At 44.6% G+C, this 25,064-nt stretch carries 25 protein-coding genes, 1 tRNA gene and 1 pseudogene; 20 read left to right on the top strand and 7 right to left on the bottom strand.

Annotated elements, in window-relative coordinates; genetic code table 11:
* Positions 1-68: 68 nt before the first annotated feature.
* The gene (gene thiW / locus NBH03_RS11580) at positions 69-599 is read left to right on the top strand and encodes an energy coupling factor transporter S component ThiW (RefSeq protein WP_331476125.1); all 531 of its coding nucleotides are present in this window, start codon (positions 69-71) and stop codon (positions 597-599) included.
* On the opposite strand, the gene NBH03_RS11575 is transcribed toward thiW, so the two are convergent.
* The gene (locus NBH03_RS11575; protein ID WP_250799668.1) at positions 596-1,468 is read right to left on the bottom strand and encodes a hypothetical protein; all 873 of its coding nucleotides are present in this window, start codon (positions 1,466-1,468) and stop codon (positions 596-598) included. The two genes, thiW and NBH03_RS11575, sit on opposite strands and share 4 nt — an antisense overlap.
* Positions 1,469-1,593: 125 nt before the next feature.
* A complete protein-coding gene (locus NBH03_RS11570; protein ID WP_250799667.1) occupies positions 1,594-2,952 on the bottom strand; it encodes a C-GCAxxG-C-C family (seleno)protein in 1,359 nt (452 codons plus the stop codon).
* A gap of 175 nt (positions 2,953-3,127) precedes the next feature.
* Here NBH03_RS11570 and NBH03_RS11565 point away from each other — a divergent pair, with 175 nt between their 5' ends.
* Positions 3,128-3,601 carry a pyridoxamine 5'-phosphate oxidase family protein gene (locus tag NBH03_RS11565; RefSeq protein ID WP_250799666.1) on the top strand — a complete coding sequence of 158 codons (474 nt, stop codon included), beginning with the start codon at positions 3,128-3,130 and terminating at the stop codon, positions 3,599-3,601.
* A gap of 27 nt (positions 3,602-3,628) precedes the next feature.
* On the top strand, positions 3,629-5,656 hold the full coding sequence (locus NBH03_RS11560; protein WP_250799665.1) for a molybdopterin-containing oxidoreductase family protein: 2,028 nt from the start codon (positions 3,629-3,631) through the stop codon (positions 5,654-5,656).
* 148 nt (positions 5,657-5,804) lie between these two features.
* Here NBH03_RS11560 and NBH03_RS11555 read toward each other — a convergent pair whose 3' ends face one another.
* The 3 genes from NBH03_RS11555 to NBH03_RS11545 all read right to left on the bottom strand — a co-directional run bounded on the left by NBH03_RS11555 (position 5,805) and on the right by NBH03_RS11545 (position 7,375).
* Positions 5,805-6,053: a spore coat protein gene (locus NBH03_RS11555; protein ID WP_117539378.1), complete on the bottom strand. Its 249-nt coding sequence runs from the start codon at positions 6,051-6,053 to the stop codon at positions 5,805-5,807.
* An 18-nt stretch (positions 6,054-6,071) separates the two neighbouring features.
* Positions 6,072-6,257, bottom strand: a complete 186-nt coding sequence (locus NBH03_RS11550) for a hypothetical protein (RefSeq protein ID WP_015513177.1) — start codon at positions 6,255-6,257, stop codon at positions 6,072-6,074.
* A gap of 167 nt (positions 6,258-6,424) precedes the next feature.
* On the bottom strand, positions 6,425-7,375 hold the full coding sequence (locus NBH03_RS11545; protein ID WP_250799664.1) for an AEC family transporter: 951 nt from the start codon (positions 7,373-7,375) through the stop codon (positions 6,425-6,427).
* A 134-nt stretch (positions 7,376-7,509) separates the two neighbouring features.
* Between NBH03_RS11545 and NBH03_RS11540 the strand changes: the two genes are divergently transcribed.
* From NBH03_RS11540 to NBH03_RS11530, 3 genes are all read left to right on the top strand, one after another.
* Entirely contained in the window at positions 7,510-8,079 is a 570-nt protein-coding gene (locus NBH03_RS11540) for an N-acetylmuramoyl-L-alanine amidase family protein (RefSeq protein ID WP_250799663.1), read from the top strand.
* Positions 8,080-8,256: 177 nt separating this feature from the next.
* Positions 8,257-9,234 (top strand): aldo/keto reductase, encoded by a 978-nt coding sequence (locus tag NBH03_RS11535; protein WP_250799662.1) that lies wholly within the window; start codon positions 8,257-8,259, stop codon positions 9,232-9,234.
* A 70-nt stretch (positions 9,235-9,304) separates the two neighbouring features.
* On the top strand, positions 9,305-9,523 hold the full coding sequence (locus tag NBH03_RS11530; protein ID WP_250799661.1) for a response regulator: 219 nt from the start codon (positions 9,305-9,307) through the stop codon (positions 9,521-9,523).
* A 125-nt stretch (positions 9,524-9,648) separates the two neighbouring features.
* Here the strand turns inward: NBH03_RS11530 and NBH03_RS11525 are convergent, their stop codons facing one another.
* Entirely contained in the window at positions 9,649-10,998 is a 1,350-nt protein-coding gene (locus NBH03_RS11525; protein ID WP_227083401.1) for an AI-2E family transporter, read from the bottom strand.
* A 341-nt stretch (positions 10,999-11,339) separates the two neighbouring features.
* Between NBH03_RS11525 and NBH03_RS11520 the strand changes: the two genes are divergently transcribed.
* The 8 genes from NBH03_RS11520 to dapF all read left to right on the top strand — a co-directional run bounded on the left by NBH03_RS11520 (position 11,340) and on the right by dapF (position 19,218).
* A tRNA-Lys gene (locus NBH03_RS11520) sits at positions 11,340-11,412 on the top strand.
* Between the two features lie 434 nt (positions 11,413-11,846).
* Positions 11,847-12,461, top strand: a complete 615-nt coding sequence (locus NBH03_RS11515) for a hypothetical protein (RefSeq protein WP_250799660.1) — start codon at positions 11,847-11,849, stop codon at positions 12,459-12,461.
* A gap of 254 nt (positions 12,462-12,715) precedes the next feature.
* Positions 12,716-13,993 carry a 2-hydroxyacyl-CoA dehydratase subunit D gene (locus NBH03_RS11510; protein WP_250799659.1) on the top strand — a complete coding sequence of 426 codons (1,278 nt, stop codon included), beginning with the start codon at positions 12,716-12,718 and terminating at the stop codon, positions 13,991-13,993.
* Positions 13,993-15,672 (top strand): acyl-CoA dehydratase activase, encoded by a 1,680-nt coding sequence (locus NBH03_RS11505; protein WP_250799658.1) that lies wholly within the window; start codon positions 13,993-13,995, stop codon positions 15,670-15,672. Before NBH03_RS11510 ends, NBH03_RS11505 begins: the two co-directional genes overlap by 1 nt.
* Positions 15,673-15,840: 168 nt before the next feature.
* Positions 15,841-16,764 carry a hypothetical protein gene (locus NBH03_RS11500; RefSeq protein ID WP_250799657.1) on the top strand — a complete coding sequence of 308 codons (924 nt, stop codon included), beginning with the start codon at positions 15,841-15,843 and terminating at the stop codon, positions 16,762-16,764.
* A gap of 627 nt (positions 16,765-17,391) precedes the next feature.
* Entirely contained in the window at positions 17,392-18,078 is a 687-nt protein-coding gene (locus NBH03_RS11495; RefSeq protein WP_117528903.1) for a hypothetical protein, read from the top strand.
* Between the two features lie 37 nt (positions 18,079-18,115).
* Complete coding sequence (locus NBH03_RS11490; RefSeq protein ID WP_015513188.1) at positions 18,116-18,259, top strand: hypothetical protein; 144 nt, start codon at positions 18,116-18,118, stop codon at positions 18,257-18,259.
* Positions 18,260-18,294: 35 nt separating this feature from the next.
* On the top strand, positions 18,295-19,218 hold the full coding sequence (gene dapF, locus NBH03_RS11485; protein WP_250799656.1) for a diaminopimelate epimerase: 924 nt from the start codon (positions 18,295-18,297) through the stop codon (positions 19,216-19,218).
* A gap of 68 nt (positions 19,219-19,286) precedes the next feature.
* On the opposite strand, the gene NBH03_RS11480 is transcribed toward dapF, so the two are convergent.
* The gene (locus NBH03_RS11480; protein WP_015513190.1) at positions 19,287-19,592 is read right to left on the bottom strand and encodes a DUF1292 domain-containing protein; all 306 of its coding nucleotides are present in this window, start codon (positions 19,590-19,592) and stop codon (positions 19,287-19,289) included.
* Positions 19,593-19,770: 178 nt separating this feature from the next.
* Between NBH03_RS11480 and cuyB the strand changes: the two genes are divergently transcribed.
* From cuyB to NBH03_RS16220, 6 genes and pseudogenes are all read left to right on the top strand, one after another.
* Complete coding sequence (gene cuyB, locus NBH03_RS11475; RefSeq protein WP_215631865.1) at positions 19,771-20,469, top strand: cysteate racemase; 699 nt, start codon at positions 19,771-19,773, stop codon at positions 20,467-20,469.
* 266 nt (positions 20,470-20,735) lie between these two features.
* A complete protein-coding gene (locus NBH03_RS11470; RefSeq protein ID WP_117539293.1) occupies positions 20,736-21,806 on the top strand; it encodes an ABC transporter ATP-binding protein in 1,071 nt (356 codons plus the stop codon).
* A gap of 11 nt (positions 21,807-21,817) precedes the next feature.
* On the top strand, positions 21,818-22,681 hold the full coding sequence (locus NBH03_RS11465) for an ABC transporter permease (RefSeq protein ID WP_117528898.1): 864 nt from the start codon (positions 21,818-21,820) through the stop codon (positions 22,679-22,681).
* Positions 22,681-23,487 carry an ABC transporter permease gene (locus NBH03_RS11460; protein ID WP_250799655.1) on the top strand — a complete coding sequence of 269 codons (807 nt, stop codon included), beginning with the start codon at positions 22,681-22,683 and terminating at the stop codon, positions 23,485-23,487. The genes NBH03_RS11465 and NBH03_RS11460 overlap by 1 nt, the downstream gene beginning before the upstream one ends.
* Before the next feature lie 13 nt (positions 23,488-23,500).
* Positions 23,501-24,619: a polyamine ABC transporter substrate-binding protein gene (locus NBH03_RS11455; protein ID WP_178440072.1), complete on the top strand. Its 1,119-nt coding sequence runs from the start codon at positions 23,501-23,503 to the stop codon at positions 24,617-24,619.
* 374 nt (positions 24,620-24,993) lie between these two features.
* Positions 24,994-25,064, top strand: a pseudogene (locus tag NBH03_RS16220) (IS200/IS605 family transposase); the annotation flags it as partial.

Here is a 25,064-nt window from a genome sequence, read left to right as displayed (position 1 = left end):
TATAATATACAGGAAATCCGATTGTTTTATAGAAATAGCTGTCGACGGATGTCAGGACAGCTATTTCTATGTGTACAAAAGAGAGGAAAAGCGTTATGAATATCAAAAAATTGACATTAACTGCCTTTTTTGCGGCCATTGCTGTTGCAGGAAGTTTATTTTCATTTCCGGTTCTGGGGTCGAGATGTTCACCGATTCAGCATCTGATGAATGTAATGTGTGCCATTTTATTAGGCCCATGGTATGGACTGGCGGCAGCCTTTCTGGCAGCATTGATTCGTAATATTCTGGGACTTGGAACACTTCTGGCCTTCCCGGGAAGCATGTGCGGAGCCCTATTATCCGGTCTGCTGTACAAGTGGATGAAAAAGCTGCCGGCAGCTTATATCGGCGAAGTGGTCGGTACAGGTATTATCGGCGGCATGCTGTCTTATCCGATTGCCGCAGTGCTGATGGGCAATCAGACGGCAGCTTTATTCACCTTTGTTGTACCATTTCTGATCAGTACTGTTGGTGGCACAATCATGGCCATCGTGATCACAATGACAATGAAGAAAACAAAGGTGTTGGCCAGGATTCAGCAGCAGATCAACAGCTAACCGGAAATATTGCCGGTCACAGTTACCGTTGCTGTGCCTGGGGTCAGTGTATAGGCGCCGGTTGTCTGGCTTTGTACATATGTGGCGGCCGGTATATTGATGACACCTGCGTTGGTGGAGAAAACACCGGTTACCTGATCGTAGCTGTAGTTTGATGTCGGCAGAACTGTTCCATTGTAGGTGACGGAGATATCCGAAAGAATCGGTGTAAATGTGTCTCTAATCTGAACCAGATCATCATCGGTGGTGGCGGTATTGCCATAATTCTGAATACTGAAAGTATAAGTGATGCGGCCGTTTTCGGCAATCTGAGCAGGACAGATACCTTTGACAATGGACAGATTAGGTACAGTGGCTGTTGAAATTGTGTGTGTGGCTGTCAGCGGTGCAGCCAGTTGAGCGCCGGTGACACGGACAGTGTTTATCACGTTGCCCGCTGCAGCAAGGGGTGCATAATCATTGATATCAGCCTGGTAGATAAATGCAGCATTGCCGCCGGACGGAATAGAGACACCGGTTATTGTGATGCCATCTGCGGCGGTGACGGTTGGTGCAGGCTGTAAAGTGCCGTTAATAAGCAGCTGCATGGAATTCGGAATGTAAGTGAGTGGGTACAGGGTGATAGTTTCCGGTGTATCCGTTGTAAAGCTGTAAGCACCGAGATTGTCAGTGACGGTCAAGTCGCTAAAGGCTGTTGTGCCGGAATTGACAATACTGAAGATATAAGTGATACGGTCGCCGGAGGCATAAGTGTCAGAAAGTGCTGTTTTTGATGCGGCTAACACTTCCAGAATCTGACCGTAAGCGATATTGGAATTGGCTGTGATGCCATTATAGGAAAGTTGTGCCTGATTGGAAAAAGTAGGCATAAATAAGACTCCTTTCAAATGAGTGTACTGGGAAATCATGTTCCCTGATATATCATATGAAAAGGAGTCTTTATTGTTCTTGTCAAATCATTATTCATATACAGCAGAAAGGCTGATACAGAGATTTATTTGAGTGCATCGCCCACAATGGCGTCCTTTCTGCTGAGGATATCATCACTGAGCAGCTCTTCCGTCACTTTCTCAAAACCGATGCGATAGATGGTATCGGAGAGACGTTCACCCTTCTGTCCCTGTTCCGCGAAGAAGAGGATTGTCTTCTCGAGAGTAGCAAGAACTTCTTCCTCTGTGGTAAAAATCTTAGGGATCCGTTTGCCCATAGCCACTTTCTTGCCCCAACGGCCGCCGATGACGATGGAGTAACCGGCGATATAATCTTCGTTCACATGGAATGGACATTTGTGGAGGCAGCGTCCGCAACGATTGCACTTGTCAGGGTCAATAAATACCTTGCCGTCAACAACCTTTGGCAGACTGATCGGACAGGCAGCTTCAATCTGACATTTCTTACAGCCTTTGCAGAGATCTGTGTTTGGCTGAGGAACACGCTGACCGTAGATACCAAAGTCGTTCAGGGACGGTTTGACACAGTTGTTCGGACATCCGCCCACAGCAATCTTGAACTTGTGCGGAAGTGTTAATCCGCGGTAGCCTTTGTAGAAAAGGTGATGGATTTTCTCAGATAAAGCATATGTATCAATCAGTCCGTACTGACAGGTGGTACCTTTACAGGAGACGACAGGACGGATTTTGGCACCTGTACCGCCGGTTTCAAGTCCTTCTTTGGCAAGATAAGCGATAAAATCAGGAATCTTGTCGTATTCGACGCCGATGACTTCCTGTGAGAGACGGGTTGTCATGGTGATCTGGCCGCTGCCGTAAAGGGCTGCAGCATCGGCAATACATCTCGCCTGGGCAGTTGTGATCCGTCCGTTGCCGGTAACGACACGGGCGTTGAATCTGTTCGTCCCTTTATTATTCAAAAAGCCAAGGCCTTTCAGACGTTTAATCTCATCCGCACTGACAGGTGTCTCAGACGGTGCATCGGAAGCAGGTTCACTCTGATGGGATGCAATAAATGCCTCCAGAACATTAGCTGCCTTTTCTACTGTGATCAGGCAGCGATGGTCATCATCCTCCGGATAACGATAGCGCGCCTTCAATTCCTCACAGTTGTCACTGCCGAGGGAAGCCTTGAAAGTGTCAACATATTCTGCACAGAGTTCCTTGAAGCCTTCTGTTTCATGGGCCTTGTCACCGCAGAAAAGCAGGCTGAGCACAGACATGGCAGCTGAAAGCGCACCGCACGTATTGCCGCAGCCCATACCGGCGCCGAATCCGGAAGCCAGCTTTAATGCGCGTTCATCAAGACCGAGATCATAGGCCTTGTTGGCAGCGCGCAGGATGCATTCCCCGCAGTTATAATTCTGATTCATATAAAAATCATTTGCAATTTCACGTAACATATAATACCTCCTCGAGTGTTCGCATAATTTAATTATACTATAGACATTTCATAATGTCTTTAATTGTTTTGCAATTAACAGGACTTCGTGCTACTATTAAATTTATAAGGGGCAATGAAGAATGCCAGTTATGGTATGATATAAATAATATAAAAGGATCCGGAGGGAATATGCGATGAGAAGAGCTGACAGAGAAGTAACAGATGTGGATGGGATGATCGATATTATCGACCACTGCAAAGTGTGTCATATTGCGTTGATGGACGGTGAGTGGCCGTATATTGTGGCTATGAATTTTGCGTACAGCTATGAAAATGATCAGTTAGTGATTTATCTTCACAGTGCCAAAGAAGGAAAGAAACTGGATCTGCTTCGGAAGGACGATCATGTTTGCTTTGAAATGGATTATGATCATGAAATGATCCCGGCAAAGTATGCCTGTGCTTACAATTTCCGATATGCAAGTGTTGTGGGCCGGGGACATTGTGAGATTATTACGGATGTGGATGAGAAGATTAAAGCCCTGGAACTGCTGATGAAGCACCAGACAGGGGAAGATTTTGTGATGGAAGCGAAGCATACACTGGCGGTTGAAATTCTGAAGATCACTGTTGAAAAATTTACCGGCAAGAGACGTTTTAAGAAATAGATATAGATGATAAAGGACGGATATAAGATGGCGACAACAATTCATAAAATGTCCTGCCCGTATGACTGCCCTTCCACCTGTGGACTTGAGGCAGAGATTGAAGACGGCAGATTGATCAAAGTGAAGAATGATAAGACACATCCGGTGTCAAAGAACGGCATTTGCCGCAAGATGCAGCACTATGAGCAGGATATTTATTCAGCAGACAGGCTGAGGACACCTCTGCGTCGTGTGGGCAGAAAGGGTGAAGCAAAGTTTGAGCCCATTAGCTGGGATGAGGCAGTAAGGGAGATTACAGATCAGTTTAAAGCAATTATAGAGAAATGGGGTGCCGAGGCGATTTTACCCTGTGTCTATTCCGGCGTCATGAGCGATATTCAACGTAACTGCGGAGATGCTTTTTTTAACCGCATGGGTGCGTCGGAACTTGTCAAAACACTGTGTTCATCGGCAAAAGGTGCCGGCTATGATGCGGTTGTGGGCAAAACCGGATGTCTTGAGCCGACAGAGTTAAACGACAGTGATCTGTATCTGATCTGGAGCTGTAATATGGTAGCCACAAGACTGCAGACTCTGGCGGATCTGCAGAAACCGGCCAACAGACATAAGAAGAAAATATTGATCGATGTGTATCCGAACCCGACGGCAGCGTACTGTGACCAGGTGATCACCATCAAGGCGGGAACAGACGGGGCACTGGCTTTATCCATGATGCATGTGCTTAAGAATGAACATTTGGTGGATAAATCTTTTGTGGAGAAGTATACCAGTGGATATCCGGCATTTGCAGAGACACTGGATGTCTATACCCCGGAATGGGCTGAGAGTGAAACCGGTATTCCGGCAGAAGTGATCCGGCAGCTGGCCAGAGAATTTGGTCAGGCCAAGGCACCGGCCATTATACTGGGCAGCGGCAATTCCCGCCAAGGCAATGGCGGTATGACGGTGCGTCTGATTACGATTTTATCCGCGCTGACCGGGGCATGGCAGCATCCTGGCGGCGGATTATGTGGCTGTACGCCGATTGATACGGATTATGTGAATAAATCGCTGATCACCCGTCCGGATTTCCGAAAGAAGCCGGCAAGAAAGATCAATATCAATCAGATCGGGCAGGCCCTTGCCATGGAAGGCAAAGAGGCAGTTCGGGGATTTTATGTGTATGGATGCAATCCGGCCAATACAGTCAGTGATCAGCAGCTGATTATCCGGGGACTTGAACGGGAAGATTTATTTACCGTTGTGCATGAACGCTTTATGACAGATACTGCCAGATATGCGGATATTGTACTGCCGGCCACATTTTCTGTGGAACAGACGGATATTTATCGGGCTTATGGGTATTGTACACTGAGTACAGGCCGTAAACTGGTGGATGCACCGGGAGAATGCAGGAGCAACTGGGATACATTCTGCCTTCTGGCAAAAGGTATGGGGTATGCGGATGATTATTTTGACCGGTCAGAGAATGAGATGCTGGATATTTTGCTGAGTCATCCGACCAGGGCGATTGCAGAGACTTCCGATGAGGCGAAGGAAACGCTCCGACAGGGCGGTTCTATTGCGTTGCCATTTTCAGATCATCTGGCCTTTGGCACTGAAACCGGCAAAATGCTGATCGTCAATGAGAAACTGGCAGAACCGATGCCGCATTATACGGCAGGTTACAGCGGAAAATGTCAGGACTATCCGCTGCATCTGGTGGCCGCTCCAAGTGTGTGGAGTCTTAACTCTACATTCCTTGACAGAGAGCATCTGATGGCATCCCGCAAGGAAATGACGCTGTGGCTGAATCCGGAGGATGCTGGTACACGGCAGATCACAGACGGTATGCCGGTGATGGCCTTTAATGAGCTGGGTGAAGTGCAGTTTACAGCCCGGGTAGATGACCGGGTGGCCGCGGGCAATGCGGTATCTGAAGGGATTTTTGCCGGCCATCAGACGCAGAACGGCAGCGGGTTTAATACACTGACCCATGGCAGACTGTCAGATATCGGTGCGGCAACAACCATGAATGATAATCGCGTAGATGTACGTCCGTTACAGCGCATTTAAAGAAATTAAGCTTCAAAAGAGAAAACAGTCTGATCAGACAGAAAGAAAAAGAAAAGCTCCGAAGACAGGTGTTGGATGACTGCGCACCTGAGTTTCGGAGCTTTTTTTACAGCACGGCAGGATTTGGAATGATCAGGATGAGATTAGATTATCCCTGTGTCAGAATATTCTTTACATGCTGGATTTCCTGAGTGCTGGCCTTTTCAGCCGGCACATAATACTGATGGGCTCTTGCCAGCTGATAGATTTCCTCCTGGGAAGTCTCGCAGGCATTTCTAAGCTGTTTTAATGTCTGTTTCAGCTGTTTGTTTTCTGTTTGCGGAATCATTTCACCAAATCGTGTTAATTCGCCATTGATGCCGGCCAGTGTGTCGGCAACCATTGTTTTTTCATCGATCATTTTCAAAAACCTCCTTTAATGGAAAAACTGCATGAGCTGCTGTTTGTTCTGCATGGCCGACTGGGCAGATTTCTGGAAAAACTGCTTGATCTGAGGATCGGAAGCGCCGGAAGCATATTCCATCATTTTCTTGTGAGAGGTTTCGTAGCCGCCGATGAGATGGCGGAGATTCTGCAAATCCAATACTGATAATTCGTCCATAGTGTGACCTCCTGTGAAAAATTACATGTAATGAAAACGTCACACGAAACATTACAGATTGAATGCTTCAAAGGCATTATTTGCCATGCTGTGAAGGAATCATTACAATGTTTACGTATCTATTGTGCGCAGTGGCCGTTTCATTATGTACGGAAAAATTTTCAAATTCAGATCAGTCCCATGCTTTTTAAAAGGAAGATCCAGAAAGTCAGTGTGACGGAGGACAACAGAGTTGCCATGACAATGATACTGGAGGACAAAACACCGTCATTGCCCATGTTTTTGGCCATGATGTAACAGGTAACCGTTGTCGGAGAACCAACCATAATGAGGATGGCCACCAGAGCACTTTCGCGGAAGCCCATGGCAATGGCAAATGGAAAATAGATGGCTGGTAGGGCCACCAGTTTGATAAAGGTGGCGATCATGGTCGGTTTCAGTTTCTTGATGGCTTTGCGGCCTTCGAAACCGGCACCTACAGCAAGCAGTGCCATCGGCGTGGCTGTCTGGGCAACATTTGTCACTGTTTTTAATACCAGAGGCGGCAGCTCGATATTCAGCAGAGAAAAAGGCACACCTGCAGCGATGCCGAGAATGATCGGATTGGTCAGGATATTTTTGAAGGCGTGTTTGATGGTGGCCGCTTTGTCTGAGTGATCCTGATTGTTGGCGCAAAACGTCAGAATGATGACGGAATAAATATTGTACAGAGGTACGGCAGAAACGATCATCAGCGGTGTCATACCGGAATTGCCATAGATATTCTGGACAAAGGCAATTCCGAGAACGGCGGCGCTGCCCCGGGCGGAGGCCTGGGTGAAAGCGCCCACCATAGACTTGTCCTTCATAAAGATGCTTGTCAATGCCCAGATGCCCATAAACATGATGGTGGTGCCAACCATACAGAAAATGACAAATTTCGGGTCGAAAGCATCTCTGATCGGTGTGGTGGCAATGTCTTTGAACAACAGGACGGGCAATGATACTTTGAAGACAAACTTGTTGATGATATCAACAAAATTCTCGTTGAACATCTTTTTCTGCATTAAAAACCAGCCAAGAACAATAACCAGAAAGACCGGCAGTGTTGCATTCAGGCTGAACATAAAATTACTCATTGGTTAAAACCTCTTTTTCTTTGAAATATATCTCCTGATGTTTAGAGTAACATTCACGCTGTCTGATGTCAATGCACACAGAAAGTATCTGATGCATATGCTGATATATGAATTTGGAATGGTGGGTATAACAGATGGCCATAAAGATATTTATTGATCAGGGACATAATCCTTCGGGACCGAATACCGGCGCGGAGGGCTTTGGACTGAAAGAGCAGGATATAACTTATCAGGTAGGAAAAGATTTGGCAGCGCTTTTGCGGGCGGATGAACGTTTTGAAGTCCGCCTGTCACGGAATACCCCGGAAGAACGTCTGGGGACTAGCAATGCGACAAGTCTGGCGGCAAGGGTGCGAGCGGCAAATGCATGGCCGGCAGATTATTTTGTCAGTATTCATGCTAATGCCAATACAGATCCTGCTATTAATGGGACAGAGGTCTATGTCTACCGCAAATATACTCAGTCCTATTATCTGGCACAGCACATATTAAATGCCGTTGTTAATATTGTGGGAACCAAAGATAATGGCGTTCGGGCAAATCCGTCGCTGTATGTGCTCAGAAGAACCAACATGCCGGCGGTTCTGGTGGAACTGGCTTATCTGACCAATGCAGGGGATGCAGGGAAGCTTGAGACCATGCAGTCGGAATTCGCAAGAGGTATTTATGAAGGGATGCTCAGCTATTTTGGCATGGACCAGTAATTGGAGCATAAAAATAGGAAAAATAAAAATATGGCAGTGCAAAAAGTCGATAAAGATGCAAATATGATATAATGAGCGTTAGTGAGCGGGAGCAAGCAATGCTTGTTCATCGCGAACGGCGAATGGCGATCATAATATAATAGGAAACAAATGATAAGGCATTGAAGGAGGAATATCATGCGGTATAAGAAGTTTGGCAAAACAGGACTGGAAGTTTCCGAGATTTGTCTTGGAACATGGGGCATCGGTGGCGCCGGTTGGGATGCACACTCAGATGAGGAGAGAATGGATGCAATCAAAGCGGCTCTTGATTGTGGCATTAATTTTATTGATACAGCACCGGCGTATAATGCAGGAAGAGCAGAGCAATATATCGGCGAGACACTGCATTGTCTGGGGGCCCGGAAACATGTTATTCTAACGACAAAGTGCGGCAATAAATATGTGGACGGTAAATATATCCGCTGCGGCTCGGAAGCATTGATCCGCAGACAGTGTGAGGAGTCTCTCAGAAATCTTCAGACGGATTATATTGATTTGTATCTGGTGCATTGGCCGGATCCGAATGTATCGATGGAGGAAACCATTGGTGCGGTGGCTCAGTTGAAAAAGGAAGGCAAGATCCTGCATGCTGGTGTTTCCAATTTTACAAAAGAACAGATAGAAGAGGCGGGAAAGTATTGTGAAATCGAGGCCTATCAGCCGCAGTACTCCATGCTGGACGGGGATAATGAGGCAGTCATCCGGTGGGCTGCGGCGCAAGGCATGGGAATTATGAGTTACGGGACCCTTGGCGGAGGTATTTTGACAGGAACATACAGGGAAGTGCGAACATTTGGCGAGACGGATAATAGGAATCGCTTTTATCCATATTTCAGGGAGCCACTTTTTTCAAAGGTCATGGAACTGTTGGAAGTGATGGATGCCATAGCGTCGGAAAGAGGCGTTCCGTTGGCTCAGATTGCTGTGAACTGGACATTGCAGCAGCCTTTTATCACGTCATGTATTGCGGGGGCTCAGAGCCGGAAGAAGGTGGAGGAAAACTGTGCAGGACTTGAATGGCAGCTGACAGAGGATGAAATGCACAGACTGGATCAGGCAATACAACGATATCAATTTTCTGTCCAATGCGGTGAAGTTTACCAAAGAAGGTGAGATTATTGTGGAGAGCGTTCCGGATAAGGGCTCTGATTTTTAGGTATTTCTTCGTTTGCCGGAGGCATCCATGGAAGAACATGCGGATGTGCAGACACAGACAGCCGTGAAGACCGAAGAGGCAGATTATGAGGATGCTTTCCGAGGTCGCCGCATTCTGTTAGCGGAAGATAATGAGATCAATGCAATGATTGCCATAGAGATTTTGCAGGAAATGGGTGCTTCTGTCAATCTTGCTGAGAATGACTCGTGCTATGAACAGGTCAGATGCCGGCACCTTTGGCGGTGATGATTCAGAAATAAGAAAAGCCGGAGACAGGTTTTCATCCAATAAAAAGGCTGTGAAGAATGAATCAGAAACGATTCATCTTTCACAGCCTTTTTGTCGACTAGTTTTAAAGGCAATTTGCCTTTTTAGTGTGAGTTTTCTTTGCTCGATGAGGTATCAGAGGCATCAGAAGCTGCTTTTGGGTCATTGGCTTTTGAGGCATCAAAGTCTTTTGGTATGAAGACATTATCAGGATTGATCTCCGGAATGATGACATTAGACAAATCAGTCTTCAGGTGCTTTTTATAGAGCATATAATCAAAGATATGATTCATCAGATAAACAAGTACGGCGATAATCGGAACACCCAGGAACATGCCCACAACGCCGCATGTAGCGCCGCCTGCTGTGATGGCAAAAATAATCCAGATTGGGGAAAGTCCTGTGGAATCTCCGAGAATCTTCGGACCGAGGATGGTTCCGTCAAACTGCTGCAGCAGGAAAATAAGAATCAGGAAAATTAAAGCCTGTTTCGGAGAGATGATCAATAAAATGATCAGTCCCGGAATAGCCCCGATAAATGGACCGAAGTACGGGATCATATTGGTAATGCCGACGATGATACTGATAAGCAGTGGGTACTGCAGATGCAGAATGCACATGAGTACAAAGCAGATAATGCCGATGATCAGCGAATCCAGTGCTTTGCCGATGATATACTGACCGAAGATGTGGTTGCATTCTTTAATTGTGAAAATGACCTTATAGGCGGTCTCCTGGTCAAATAATGCATAGATAATGCGTTTCATACCGTGGATGATCCGATGCTTGCTGGACATCAGATAACACGAAATAACAAAGGCCAGAATGATATTGATAATCCAGCTGATAATGGACATACCGGCATTGTAGATCATCGGTACGATGTCGGTCATCACTGCCTGAACCGAATTGATAGCATTCGGCAGCGCATTGTTGATGGTGTCGATGATATAAGCAAAATCAATATTCGGGTAACGTTCATTCAACAGATTCAGATTCGTCATGATCGTGTCATACAAAGAGGATGACTGACGAATCAGTTCCAGAATACTTTCAACAATCTGTGGAATAACAAATGTCAGCACAAGGGCAATAAAGCCGATGACAATGACATAGGCCAGCAGCAGAGAAAGGAACTTGTGCAGCTTTGCAAACTTCTGAGAGGCTGTCCGGCTGAAAAGGATGTGGTCAATCCTGTTTACCAACGGGTTGATAAAGTAAGCAATCAGAAATGCAATCAAAAATGGTGACAATGTCGATAAAATCGAAGATGTATAGATCTGCATGTCTCTCCAGTTGTTGATAAACTTGAAAATGATCAGGCAGATTGTAAAAGTTGCAACTACATAAGTACATATGGAAAAGTATTTGTTGTTGGATTCAAACTTCTTTTTCTTTCCGGAACTTTTCTCGGAATTAGGAGCGGGCTGCCGTGTGTGTTCTGGTAACGCCATAATGTGTGTTTCGCCTCCGGTAAAATAAATATAGGGACAGAACCAGGCATCTGTTGGGATGCTTTGGTCATCAAAAGATACTGTTTCTATTATATGCGCTTTGATATGCTAAATACAAGATGCAAAATAAATTTTTGCCAAAAACAGATAACTAACAGATGATGAAAGCGATGATAGAGGACGGGCTACGGTCAGAAAAGGGTGCTGTGCCAACAGGAAAAAGGAAACTCTGAAAAAAATTTGAAAAAAACAAAAAAACTTTAAAAAAGTTGTTGACAAAAAGAGATTTCTGCGGTAAGATTAATAGCGTCGCTGAGGTAATCACTTCGGATGACAGGTAAGCGCTTTTAGCTCAGTTGGTAGAGCACCTGACTCTTAATCAGGGTGTCCAGGGTTCGAGCCCCTGAAGGCGCATCAAAAGCACTGTTTTTGCAGACATAGGAGCTGCGGGGGCGGTGCTTTTTTCGTGTTTGGAAACGATTGAGCAGATTTTGTTACAAATCTTTCAGAATGTCCACTTTATAGACAATCTTGGCAAAAGTTTGTCGGAATAATATGATGCATAAGACATGGTGAAACCTTGATTTTACCGTGTATTATCTGCTTTATGTAACATTTTTCAAAATAATAAACCAGGAATCAATTGTATAAATATCAGTACATTGTTAATTGCGGTGTCAACAATAGACACATTGAAGGCTGTGTCTGATTTGGCCAAATTAGGTGTTCCATCCTTCTTGAATCGTGCTATAATGATTGTACAGAAAAAAATACATAAGTAACGGCCATTACTTCTATGCAATATCTACTGAATAAAAATAAATTGTAGTAAAAGCGGAGGTAAGATTATGATTAAAGTGAATTTACAGAATACAGCAGTTCAGAACATGTTAACAGGACAGAACACATTAGACAGTGTATTTATCGATGGCAATTCAATCTTATTTATCGAGAAGCCGGAGTATCTGAAACAGCTTTACAGAGATGAGATCAAAGCCAGAGCAATCAAAGTCAACCTGAAGGTGGCAAGGGAAGAAATCCACAAGAGGACTCAGGATGACAGATACAACAATCTGGATGATATGGAGACCTTGAAGAAGTTCAGAGCACAGACCGATGAGCTGAGAGAGACAGAGAAAGAATACAGACGAATGCTCGGTGAGTGCGAGAATGTGAAGATGATTCCTGTTTACAGCGGCACGAAGCTGGATGTTACAACCGGTGATAGTGTTGAAGTGAAACAGGCTGAGTTTGAAGATTATATTGAAACTGAGGGCAACAAGGCGAGAATGGTACTGGATATCTTGGCGTTGGATGCTGACAGACTTGAGAGAGACTGTCAGTGGCTTCAGACAAAGGGATGCGGCATCAACATCATGACAACACCGGGGGTTCCGCTGGCAGTTGAAGGCGGTACACTGGAAGAGGCCATTGCGGCATTGATTGAGAAAAAGGCAGCATAAATAATATGTTTGCAAAACAACCTGAATAGTTACCTGAATTTCATATTAGAATCCATAAACATTGGGCGTAATGAAGATATAACAGAGGTGTCTGTGATTGGCAGAAAAAGTCAGTCACGGGCATCTTTTTTGCTGTCTGGATGGCCTGGAGCATTACTGGAATGGCCTGCAGCCTCAGCAGAGCCATTGACTTTACTCAGTGAACATGCTACCATATGAAAAGTATTTTTACTTTTAATATCAAAGGAGTTTGTATGGATTACGTTAAAAAATATGGCGAATTGATCAAGGATAAAGCAGGTGTAAAGCCTGAACGTGCGCGCTCCATGATTCGTCTGGGTCTGCGTGCGGAGAATGCAAGAACAAAACTGCTTCCGAATAAAGAGATGCCGAAGGCTTTTCGTATGCTGACCCATTTGGCGATGGAAAGTGTGTTAAAGGCTCTGGATCATCCGGAGAAATCCTGTTGGACGAATATTTTTGCCCCGGTGGAGATTATGCAGTGCTTTGGTCTGCAGTGTGTGTCCATGGAGTGTCTGTCATCATTTATGTCCGGTTTTAAAATAGAAGATTATCTCATTGATTATGCACAGAATGAGGGCATTGCTTCAACACTTTGTTCCTATCACAAGAATTTTATCGGTGGTGTGGATTCCGGTGTCTTGCCGAAAGCAGCCATGTCAGTGACTACATCCATGATCTGTGATGGCAATATCAACACATTTCGGCATATGGAACAGAAACATCAGGTGGAAAGCTATGTGCTGGATATTCCGAATACTTACTCGCCGGAAGCAGAGCGTTATGTGGTGGGACAGCTTCAGGAGCTGATCGAATTGCTGGAGACAAAAACCGGACAGAAGCTGGATATGAATGAGCTGAAGGCGGCAATCCAACGTGAAAATGAATCAAAAGAATATTACAAAGCCTTTTTGAAAGAACAGAAGCACAGATATTATCCAAATACCATGACATTGGATCTGTATATGCTGTTTGCCTCACATTTGAATATCGGTGCCCGGGAAACTCTGGATTTCTTTAAATGTCTGGCAGAAGATGTCAAAACTTATCCGGAATTTAATGGAAAGGGCATTTTGTGGGTACATCTGATGCCTTACTATCAGGAAACTTTACAGCAATATATGAATTATCAGGAGAAATACTACATTCAGGCCTGTGATCTGAATCTGGATTACATGGAACCGTTGGATGCAGCGCATCCTCTGGAAGCACTGGCAAAAAAGATGATTTTGAATATTTATAATGGCCCGTATGAGAGAAAGGTTGAGATGATACGTCATCTTGTCAAAGAATTTCAGTCGGATGCGGTGATTCATTTCTGCCACTGGGGCTGCAAGCAGTCCTCCGGCGGCGTGATGCTTTTAAAAGAAGCCATGCGTGAGGAAAATGTACCGATGCTGATTCTTGACGGAGATGCCCTGGATCGAAGAAACAGTCATGACGGACAGATCAAGACGCGTCTGCAGGCATTTCTGGAGCTGATTGACAATATTGAGGAGGACAAGGACTGATGATTGGATATGTATGTAAATATACACCGGTGGAAGTTTTTGAGGCCATGGGTGTCGAAATCAGACGAATTCAGCCGGAAGTGACCAATTTCAACCAGGCAGATACATTGATGCATCCGAATATCTGCTCATTTACCAAGTCAGTGCTGGAGGATGTGCTGGCCGGGGATTATGAAGGAGTTGTGCTCACCACATGCTGTGACAGCATCCGACGTCTGTACGATGTGCTGAAACAGCAGTGTCCGGATAAATTCCTGTATCTGTTGGACGTGCCGAGAAAAGTAAATGATTTTTCCACGGATATGTATCGCGAAAATATTCTGGATATGGTGCATGCCTATGAAGCGTTTTCAGGGAAAACTTTTGATGAGATTGTATTAAAACAGCTGCTGGAACGCCGTGAAGCGGGGCAGAATCTTCGAACCGCACCGAAAAATAATGCTTCCGTGCATATCGGTCTGATGGGTGCCAGATGCAGCAAGGGCATTATTGATTTGTTGGAAAACAGAGGCGTGGATATTTTATTTGATATGACCTGTACAGGTCTTAAGCGGGAATTTCATGTAGAACCGGACAATCTGCTGCAGGCTTATGCATGGCAGCTGCTGAATCAGGTACCTTGTCTTCGTATGGTAAAGGCGGTCAACAGAGAGAATTATATGGAAGGTTTCAGGGATCGGTTAGACGGTATTCTTTATCATACAGTGCAGTTTTGCGATAACTATGCCTATGAGTACACAGATTTGAAGCATCGTTTGGATATCCCGATGTTGATGGTGGAGACAGATGCCACCAAGCAGTGTGAGGGTCAGATTCGAACGAGAGTGGAGGCCTTTATTGAATCTCTGAAAATTGCGAAGGGTGCCTCAATTGGCAAAAAGAGTCTGAAAAAAGCGGAGGATGGAAAAATGTATGTACTTGGTATTGACAGCGGTTCGACATCAACTAATGCTGTTATCTTAAATGAGAATAAAGAAATCGTGGCTTTTGATGTTGTCCGTACTGGGGCGAAAAGCGGCGAGAGTGCGGAGAGAATTTTGTCGGAAATTCTTGAAAGAGCCGGATTAAAGCGGGAAGATATTTCTCTGATTGTGTCCACAGGTTATGGCCGTGTCAGTATTCCTTTTGCAGATGAAAATGTGACAGAAATCAGCTGTCACGGACGGGGCGCACATTATTTTAATCCGGATGTGCGGACGATTCTCGACATCGGCGGCCAGGACAGCAAGGCCATTCGGTTGAATGAAAACGGCGAAGTGGTGGATTTTGTTATGAATGATAAATGCGCTGCCGGCACAGGACGTTTCCTCGAGATGATGGCAAGAACACTGGAAATGGATATCAGTGAAATGGGGCCGGAATCCCTGAAATGGAAGGAAGACATTGATATCAGCAGCATGTGTTCTGTTTTTGCGGAATCGGAAGTTATTTCTCTGATTGCTTTAAATAAAGAAAAAGCGGATATCGCTCATGGCCTGCATAAAGCCATTGCCAATAAATCCTATTCTTTGTTGAAACGTGTCGGATTAAATGAGACATTTATGATGACGGGCGGTGTTGCTAAAAATCCCGGTGTTGTCAAAGCGGTGGAGGAAAAGCTTGGCAGTAAACTTTTTATCTGTAAGGAACCGGAGATTGTGGGCGCCCTGGGTGCAGCACTTTTTGGATTAGATAAGTAATGGTAAAAATCGCAGCGATATTTGAGAAGCTCGAATACGCAGTGAGAAAATGACCGGCGGTATTTGAGATGCCTGAATATGCAGTGCAAATGGTTGCAGTGCATTTGGAAACTTGATATAATGAATGGACAGTCAGTGACTAATAATAGAATATGTGGGGGAAATGTTATGAGTCAGGCAAAGATATTCAAACTTTTGTCAGAAGCTTATGGGTTGACATGGAGCGGTGGTATTGCTGCGGAAGTGATTGACGGCTGTCCGGTGACATTGAAAGAGGACAGGTATTATGTTCAGGTGAGTGCCTATATGCCGGAGAGGGTATATGAGGCGAAACATGAGATCTTCAATGAGCAGATGAAGGCAGTCAAAGGGGTCAAGTGCGGGTTTGATAAGAAAACAAGCCGCATAACCACAGTATTGTCACAGCCGAACCGTGTGGTGGAGCAGTATGGTGCGCTCCGCGAGATTATCAAACAGTACGCAGCTCCTTATGTTGAGGAAGACAAGTGTCCTTACTGCGGACAGGGCGAATGTGATATGGCAGCCATTTATAATAATCAATACAGGCGAGTCCATGTGCGGTGTCATCAGTATCATACAGACAGGACGAGGGATGTTGTGTTGTCCGGTCAGGGCAATCTGGCCATGGGAATCATCGGTGCTCTCGCAGGTGCAGTGCTCTTTATGGCGATTGCACTGGCAATCGGCATCTTTGCAGAAAGATCTTATGGTTGGTTTTTTGTCCTGGCAACGTTCGCAGCGTTAGGCGGATACAAGCTGTTCCATGGGCCTTACGGAAGGACCGGCATGGTGACAGTTACCCTTTGCAGTATTCTGTCAATGGTATTGTATCTGTTTTGTGAAATGGTCTATCTCATTGCACAGTACTATGAGCTGGCCATCGGAGAAGTGCTGAAGCAATGGCCGGCAGTCATTCAGATTGCCTTCTCGCCGGATAACCTGGCAGAATCCTGGTTCCAGCTTATCTTCTTCCTGGGTGGTCTGGCCTGGTTCCTGATCAAGCGGCCATTGTCCAAGCAGAAGGTTGTGGGCACAATGGATGTGAGGGATGATTTTAACAGGGCTTTATAGAAGTGCAGAAATTCGAATAAGAAACAGGTCTGCACAGCAGACTCGAATTTCGCTCAGGACTCACCAGAGAGTCTTGAAGATTACAAAAGATAAACACCATGACGATTGGAAGCGCCATGGTGTTTGTCTTTTGTGCATGTAAAAACTTGTCTTTGGTAGTTTGATAAAGTAGATGTCTTTGGTAATTCATCTTTTGTGTTTGCTAATGAATCATTTGCAGCTTGCAATGTATCTTTTGTGGTTTGCAATGGATCATCAGGAGTGAGATCTTTTGTGTTTTATGAGAAGTCTTTGTCTTTCGTGTTCTAAAGAGGATAAAGGGATTCTCTCATGGTAACTGCAAAGTGCTTTATCTTTGGTGTTTCGTAGAAGTTTTATCTTTTGTATGATTGAATTATAGCACAGGTTTCGTGACAAATAAAGTCAAAATGTGTAACATAGTTATGTAAAAGTTGTAACATAGGCGAAAAGGTGACAAACATTTCGCTGTGTTTTAGGCTTGTGTCAGGTAGACTGAAAATGGTATACTAGATGCGTGATGTCCTGCACATTGAAGTGTGGGACAGGCAAAGAGAAAGAAGTTTTTAACGGTGATGGATGGCAGATTGCGAAAACGGAGGTGACAGGATGCCGGGATATGTGATTCATCTGGCAGAGGCAGAATTGATATTGGACAAGATGCGTAAGCTCAGGCAGACTGATGATGCCTTTGAGCAGGCTTTTCTTACGGGTACCCTGCTTCCGGATACCAGATTAAAAGGGGAAAAGCGTTTTTCACATTTCTGGGACCCGGATAAGCTGGAATGTCTGGCACTGGGACCGGATTTGGCCCGTTTTACAGATAAATACGGACAGCGGCTGAATGAGCCGGTGATGCTTGGCTATCTGGCGCATTTGCATCTGGATGCCCGTTATGTGACGGAATATTGGCCGACAGTCATGGCCTTTTATGGCTGTACCGGGGAACCGGAATATAGGAAAGCCCATATTGCGGAAGTGGAGATCAAACGGCTTCAGAAGTGCGTGCCGGTGAGTCAGTTTTTTTCCATTGATTATTATTATGGAGATTACACAAAACTCAACGGTTACTTTATTCATAAATATCACCTCAGAGTACCAAAATGGCAGAGCATTCCGATGTCGCCGCCGGAGGAAGTTAACCTGCAGGATATGCAGATGATCTGCAGAGAACTGGATCATTTGAAGAAGGAATGCCATGCCGGCGACGAGAAGAGAATACAGGTCTTTGAACTTGGATCATTGGAGCGGTTTATGGCAGCCTCGGCGGAGGAATTTTGTGATAGCTACATTTAACGATTAACCAGGATGAAGAAATCAAGGAGGGAAGATAATGAATTATATTTTGACAGCTGCAACGGCTGTATCCAAGGAAGCCGGTTCAATGAGCGAAATGCTGCCGAAGTTTGGTGTCATTGCCCTTGTGGTAGTGATTATTTTAATCGGCATGTTTATTTATGCGAAGAAAAAGAAATAAACATTAGAACCAATTGCCGCAGCATGCATAGAATAATGAAAAAGGGTGAAAATATGCGCCTTTTCTTCACAAAAATGCATGGATTGGGCAATGACTATATTTATATGGACGGCTTTGACAGTCGGATGTCAAAGCCTGCAGCATGGCCGTCGGAGCAAAAAGGACGGCTGGCGGTTATGATGAGCCGGAGGCATACGGGAATCGGTGCCGACGGCTTAATTTTTATTCAGCCCTCAGAAGAAGCTGCTTTCCGGATGGAAATGTATAATGCTGATGGTTCAAGGGGTGCCATGTGCGGTAATGGTATCCGGTGTGCGGCACGCTATGCCTATGACCATGGCATTAGCACGAATCAGTCTTTTCAGGTGCAGACTGACAGCGGCATAAGGTCCGTTTATATCAGAAAAACGGATGAAGGAGACCATATAACATCTGTTCGGGTAGACATGGGTGTAATGGCTAACCTTGGGGAGCAGAGAGTCCTGTTAAAAGCAAAGGAAGAATGGACAGATTTTACAGGCGGCAGCTTTCCGGTGCAGTATGTATCGGCAGGCAACCGTCATTGTATTTTCTTTGTAGAAAATGTCGAAGCATTTCCGCTGAAGAAGGCAGCGGAATTGATCCATACCTTGCCTGGTAATGAAGACGGCGTTAATGTCGAAGCCGCAGCCGTTGAAAAAATAGCCGTCACCGGAGAAAAATACATCAAAATGAGAGTCGTTGAGCGTGGATCTGGAGAAACTATGGCCTGCGGCACCGGCGCCTGTGCCGTGACAGCGGCGGCCGTATGGCAGGGATATTGCAGATATGATGAAAATGTGGAGGTCAGGCAGCCCGGAGGCATCTTAACCACAGCTTATCTTGCCGATGGGCGGATGCTGATGGAGGGGCCGACGGAATATGTTTTTGAAGGATATTTTGACATTCCCATCGCTTCGTTTTATAATGGCACCAGATAATAAATAAAATAACAGGGAAACTGTGATTCAGTGGTGGAATCACAGTTTCCTTGTTGCCTTCATATGAATTAATCGACAAAATTAAAATCGTCTTTGAATCTCTCTTTGAATACTTCAAATACCTTGTTCAGTGTAGTTGCATCCTCAATGCTGAGGTATTCTTCGTTTTCTTCATCCAGAGGGTGGACTTCAAGGATAATTACTTCACCGTCTGCATTTTCATCTTCGCTTTCAACCGGAAGAAGAACAACATATTCCTTATCATCTAAGTCAATTAAATCCAGAAATTCAAAATCCTTGTCTGTGCCGTCTTCATCGGTCAGTGTAATAATATTCAGTTCTTCTTCGTTGAGAGTTTCATCAAAATCGCTCATGTTCAGTCCTTTCTTCTGAAGGCTGTGGCTTCAGAACCATCAATAATTAAAATTTCAGGCTGTTTCACAGGTATTATACCATGGCAGAACAAAATACATCAACTGATTTTATTGCTATTTTTTTGTAGTTAGAATATAATGATAATATTGTTCAGAATGTTCGAGAGGAGGACATGGATTGAAAGACGCAATAGGAGTCATTGGCGGAATGGGGCCGCTGGCCTCACAGCTTTTTTATAAAATGATAACAGAACATACGGCGGCAGAATGTGATCAGGATCATGTGCCGTTGCTTATTTTAAGTGATGTGACGATGCCGGACAGAACAGGGGCTATTCTGGATGGGAAATATGATGCACCTTATAACAGACTGATGGAGGATGCGAAGTTTCTGGAGGAATATGGCTGTACGGCGGTGGTTGTGACATGCAATACCGCACATTTCTTTATGGATATGATTGAACATGAACTGAGAATTCCTTTTATATCCATGATCAGGGAATCGGCCAAAGAGGTGGCCAGTCTACATCCGGGCAGTGTCGTTGCGGTACTGGCAACGGATGGAACAGTGAAAGCAGGACTGTACCAGCGTGCATTGGAGGCTGAAGATCTGATTCCATGGGTACCTGATGCAGATATTCAGAAAGAAGTCATGCATCAGATTTATGATCGTATTAAAAAAGGGCTGCCATGTGACAAGGCAAGCTGGCAGAAGATAGAAGATGCCTGTCTGGAAGCCGGATGCAGCCGTGTGCTGCTGGCCTGTACAGAGCTTTCTGTGATTAAGAATGATGAAAAACTGTCAGACTGGTATATTGACCCGATGGAAATTCTGGCAAAAAGAGTAATAGAATTCTCGGGAAAGAAATACCAATAAACACGATGTGGAAAGTTTCTGAATAATCATTGCGTGATAGGTGAATTGTCAAAAATCTATATGGCAATTTTTGACAGGATAGGGCAAGTTTATTTTAAATTATGTTGCACTTTGGCCAAAAAATTGCTACACTAAAGAGTAGAGTCGTTGCATCATATTAAAGCGGTAACCCGTGCTTAAAATGTAACTGTTCATAGCGCTGTGAGGCATTTGGAAGCAGGGTTTGGACGGTCGATTTGAAATAATTAAATGAGGTGGAAAAAATTATGAACAATCCGATTATTTCTCTCGAGGGAGTCGAGAAAAGATTCGGGTCCAATCTGGTTGTTAAGAAAATGAACCTTGAGATAGCTGAAGGTGAGTTTCTGACACTTTTAGGGCCATCGGGATGCGGAAAGACAACAACACTGCGTATGATCGCAGGTTTTGAGGAAGCATCAGCCGGTGTAATCAAGGTCGAAGGCGAACGTATCGAAGACAAGGAGCCGTTTCAGAGAAACGTCAATACTGTTTTCCAGAATTATGCATTGTTCCCACATATGACGGTTTTTAATAATGTAGCATACGGACTGACGATCAAGAAAGTACCAAAGCCTGAGATTCAGGAAAGAGTCATGGAGATGCTGAGACTTGTTCAGCTGGAAGGGTTTGAGAAGCGTAAGCCGGATGAGCTTTCCGGCGGTCAGAAACAGCGAGTGGCGATTGCAAGAGCACTGGTCAACAAACCGAAGGTACTGCTTCTGGATGAACCTTTGGGTGCGCTTGACTTGAAGCTGCGTAAGCAGATGCAGATTGAATTGAAGCGTCTTCAGAAGAAACTGGGAATTACATTTATCTATGTTACCCATGATCAGGAAGAGGCATTGACCATGAGTGATCGGATTGCGGTTATGCATGATGGCGTTCTGGAACAGTTAGATGTACCGATGGAGATTTATGAGCATCCGAAGACAAAGTTTGTAGCCGGATTTATAGGCGAATCCAATATTTTTGATGGTAAGGTGACAGACAAGAAAGACAATGTGTTGACTGTTCAGACAGAGGCTGGTATGATGCAGGTATGCGGGGCTGATTTTGAAGTTGGCGAGGAAATGCATGTGGCTATCCGTCCGGAATATATGGATGTGAGCAAGACGCCTGTTGAAGGATTTGATTTGCCTGGCACCGTGAAGGATTTTATTTATCAGGGAACGGTTGTCAAGACAGCCCTCGATATTAAGAACGGTCAGGAGATTAAGTATTCTCGTTTTGAGCAGGATACAGATATTGCAGAAGGCAATCAGGTTTATGTTTACTGGAGACCTGAGAAGGCCGTTGCCATCAAGAAGAGTATGTAGGGGGCGGTCTGATGAACAATAAGAAAAAGAAGAATATGCTTCCGGCATTGGCCATGGCAGGCCCGGTATCTGTCTGGATGATTTTGTTTGTGACCATTCCGATGCTGTATATTATTTATATCAGTTTTATGTCCAGAGGTGTATTCGGTGATGTTGTTTATAAGTTTTCGACAGAAAGCTACAAAACGATTCTTAATCCTACATATTTTAAGGTTATTTTGAAGTCGCTGAAAGCAGCAGGGATTACGACGATTCTCTGTCTGCTGTTGGGATATCCGTTGGCTTATATTATTGCCCATAAGCCGAAGGATACAGCTGCGAAGTTGATTACGCTGATCATGATTCCGTTCTGGACGAATTCATTGATGCGTTTGAACAGCTGGCTGCTTTTGTTCCAGACAAGTGGCCCGATCAACAATTTCCTTGTGGGAACAGGCATTGTCAAGGAACCGATTACATTTATTTATACAGATGGGCTGGTGCTGATTGGTCTGATTACCAACATGCTGCCATTTGCGGTGCTTCCGCTTTACAGTACCATTGAGAAGCTGGACAAGTCTCTGATTGAGGCATCCGCAGACCTGGGTGCCAGTGCAGCCACTACATTCATGCGTGTAACGCTGCCAATCACATTTCCGGGTATTTTTTCAGCGATCATCCTTGTATTTATCCCGAGCCTGGGTATTTACACCGTTACTGATATGCTGGGCGGCGGCAAGATCTTATACATTGGTAATATTATCAAGAACCAGTTCGGTTCCATCCGAAACTGGCCGCTGGGTGCAGCACTGTCTGTAATGCTGATTGTTATTACTATGCTGCTTATCTTCATTTATACAAGATTTGCGAAGATTGAAGATATGGAGGTAGTATAATGTCGAAAATTGCCAAGAAAAGAAAAAGACTGAACATCATCAGTAATGTGTATGCATTTCTGGTGTATGCCCTTTTGTATATTCCGGTGGCAGTTATGATGGTTTTCTCTTTTAATGATCAGAAGTATAACTATTACTGGAATGGTTTTACCACACAGTGGTACGCCAAGCTCTTTACCAATTCTACATTGGTAGACAGTTTGATCTACAGTTTAATCATTGCGGTACTGAGTACTCTGATTTCCGTATTTATCGGTACCATCGGTGCCCTCGGTTTGAAGCGATATGAATTCAAGATGAAGAAATTCATCGACAATATGCTGTATATTCCGATCATCGTGCCGGAAATTGTTCTGGCGGTGGCATTGCTGATTATTTTCCTGAAAGTCGGCGTGTCTATGGGGATAGGAACCATTCTGATCGGTCACTGTACATTCTGTATTCCATATGCCATCGTCACCATCAAAGGACGTATCAGCGGCGACAACGAGACTTTGGAAGAGGCCAGCATGGATCTTGGTGCTAACCGGGTACAGACCCTGCTTCGTGTGACCCTGCCGAATATTTTCCCGGGTGTCATGAGTGCGGCATTCCTGTCCTTTACAATGTCATTTGATGACGTTGTCATGAGTAATATGCTGGCAGGTGCCAAACAGTCCACATTGCCTGTCCTGATCCTTTCTATGAACAAGACAGGTGTAACGCCGGATGTTAATGCATTGGCGACAATTATGGTTCTTATCATCGTAGCAGCGATGATTTTGAATAATATTATTCAAGGGGCCCTTCATAAAAGGGTAAAATAAGGAGGTTTTCATTATGAAAAAGAGATTACTGGCAACTGTCCTTGCCGGTGCCATGGTTTTATCAATGGCAGCATGTGGCAACAGTAATGCCAACAAAACAGAATCCGCAGCAGCATCCGAAACTGCGAATGCTTCAACAGAAGCCGGAGCAGAAAGCGGTGAAACACAGGCAGCTGCTCAGGACGGCGATGCAAGCTCTGAGCTGAACATTTATATGTGGCAGCAGTACATTTCTGATGATCTGATCAAGAACTTTGAGACGGAGAACAACTGTAAGGTGAATCTTTCTTACATGAGTGATAATGCTGATGCCATCAATAAACTGACAGCAGGCGGCGGTGATGAATATGACCTGATCATGACATGTGATGCTTACATGAAATCCCTGATCGCAGGCGGTTATGTTGAAGAACTGAATCTGGACAACATTCCGAATTCATCCAACATCAACGATACATACTGGGTATCCAAGGGTTACTGTGTACCTTATCTGATGAACTACATTTATGTTGTATATGATTCAGAAACATGCCCTGTTGAAATCCACAGCTACAATGATCTGCTTCAGTCCGGTCTGAAGATTTCTACAATTGATGGCGCAAGAAATCTGTTCCCAATCGCACTTGTTGCCCTTGGTTATGATCCTAACTCCACAAATGAGAGTGAAATCGCAGAAGCTTACGAGTGGTTGCAGAAGTTCAATGAAAACGTTGTTGCTTATGGTAATGCAGAACAGAACCTGACAAATGGCACAGCGAATGTTGCTGTTACATACGATGGTAATGCTTCATGGGCTATGAAAGAAAAGAACACAATCAAAGTTGCAGATTTCACAAGCGATCCGATCCAGCTTGGTATTGACCTCTTTGTTATGCCTAAAGGTGCAAAACATGTAGATCTTGCAGAAAAATTCCTGAACTACATCTGCACAGCTGAAGTTATGGCTAAGAACCTTGAAGAGTTCCCATACTCCTGTCCGAACGATGCAGCCGTTGCAGCAGCATCTGATGATTACAAGAACGACCCTGCAAGAGATTTCTCTTACAAGGAAAATGTATTCTTCCAGGAAGATGTTGGCGATGCGCTGACAATCTACAACGACTACTATCAGAAACTTAAAGTTGGTGAATAAGCCGATTTGATGATAGGGTGGACCGTTCTTCTGATTGAGGTGGAGTGCGGTCCACTGAATGAATAACAGAAAACGAAAGGAGCTTATCCTTACGCTGGAATAAGCTCTTTTTGTTTTCTTTTTTTGTGTTTTTCGGCCGCACGCCCTCTTGGTCCATTGAACAGTCAAACTGGCATCAAAGGGAGAGGGATTAGGGTGAAAGAACAATTCATTATTTTGTCCATATTTCTAAGGTTTTTAATAAAAGTTAGCAAGAATTCTCCTTCCTCTACAGGTGGGAGATGAATTGCAGAAAAAAGAAAATAGAACGCTTGTTCTTCGGTACAAAGTGTGGTATACTATAATCAGTCGAAAGGATAGAAAGGACTGATTATATGGACAAAATGGATCATAATGCACATTCAGTATATTTGATGTATTATCATCTGATCATGGTTGTAAAATA

This window comes from Coprococcus intestinalis (assembly GCF_023656595.1).
Classification (GTDB): domain Bacteria; phylum Bacillota; class Clostridia; order Lachnospirales; family Lachnospiraceae; genus Coprococcus_A; species Coprococcus_A intestinihominis.
Note: the sequence above shows the minus strand (reverse complement) of the source record. Positions and strands in the feature narration are given on the sequence as shown.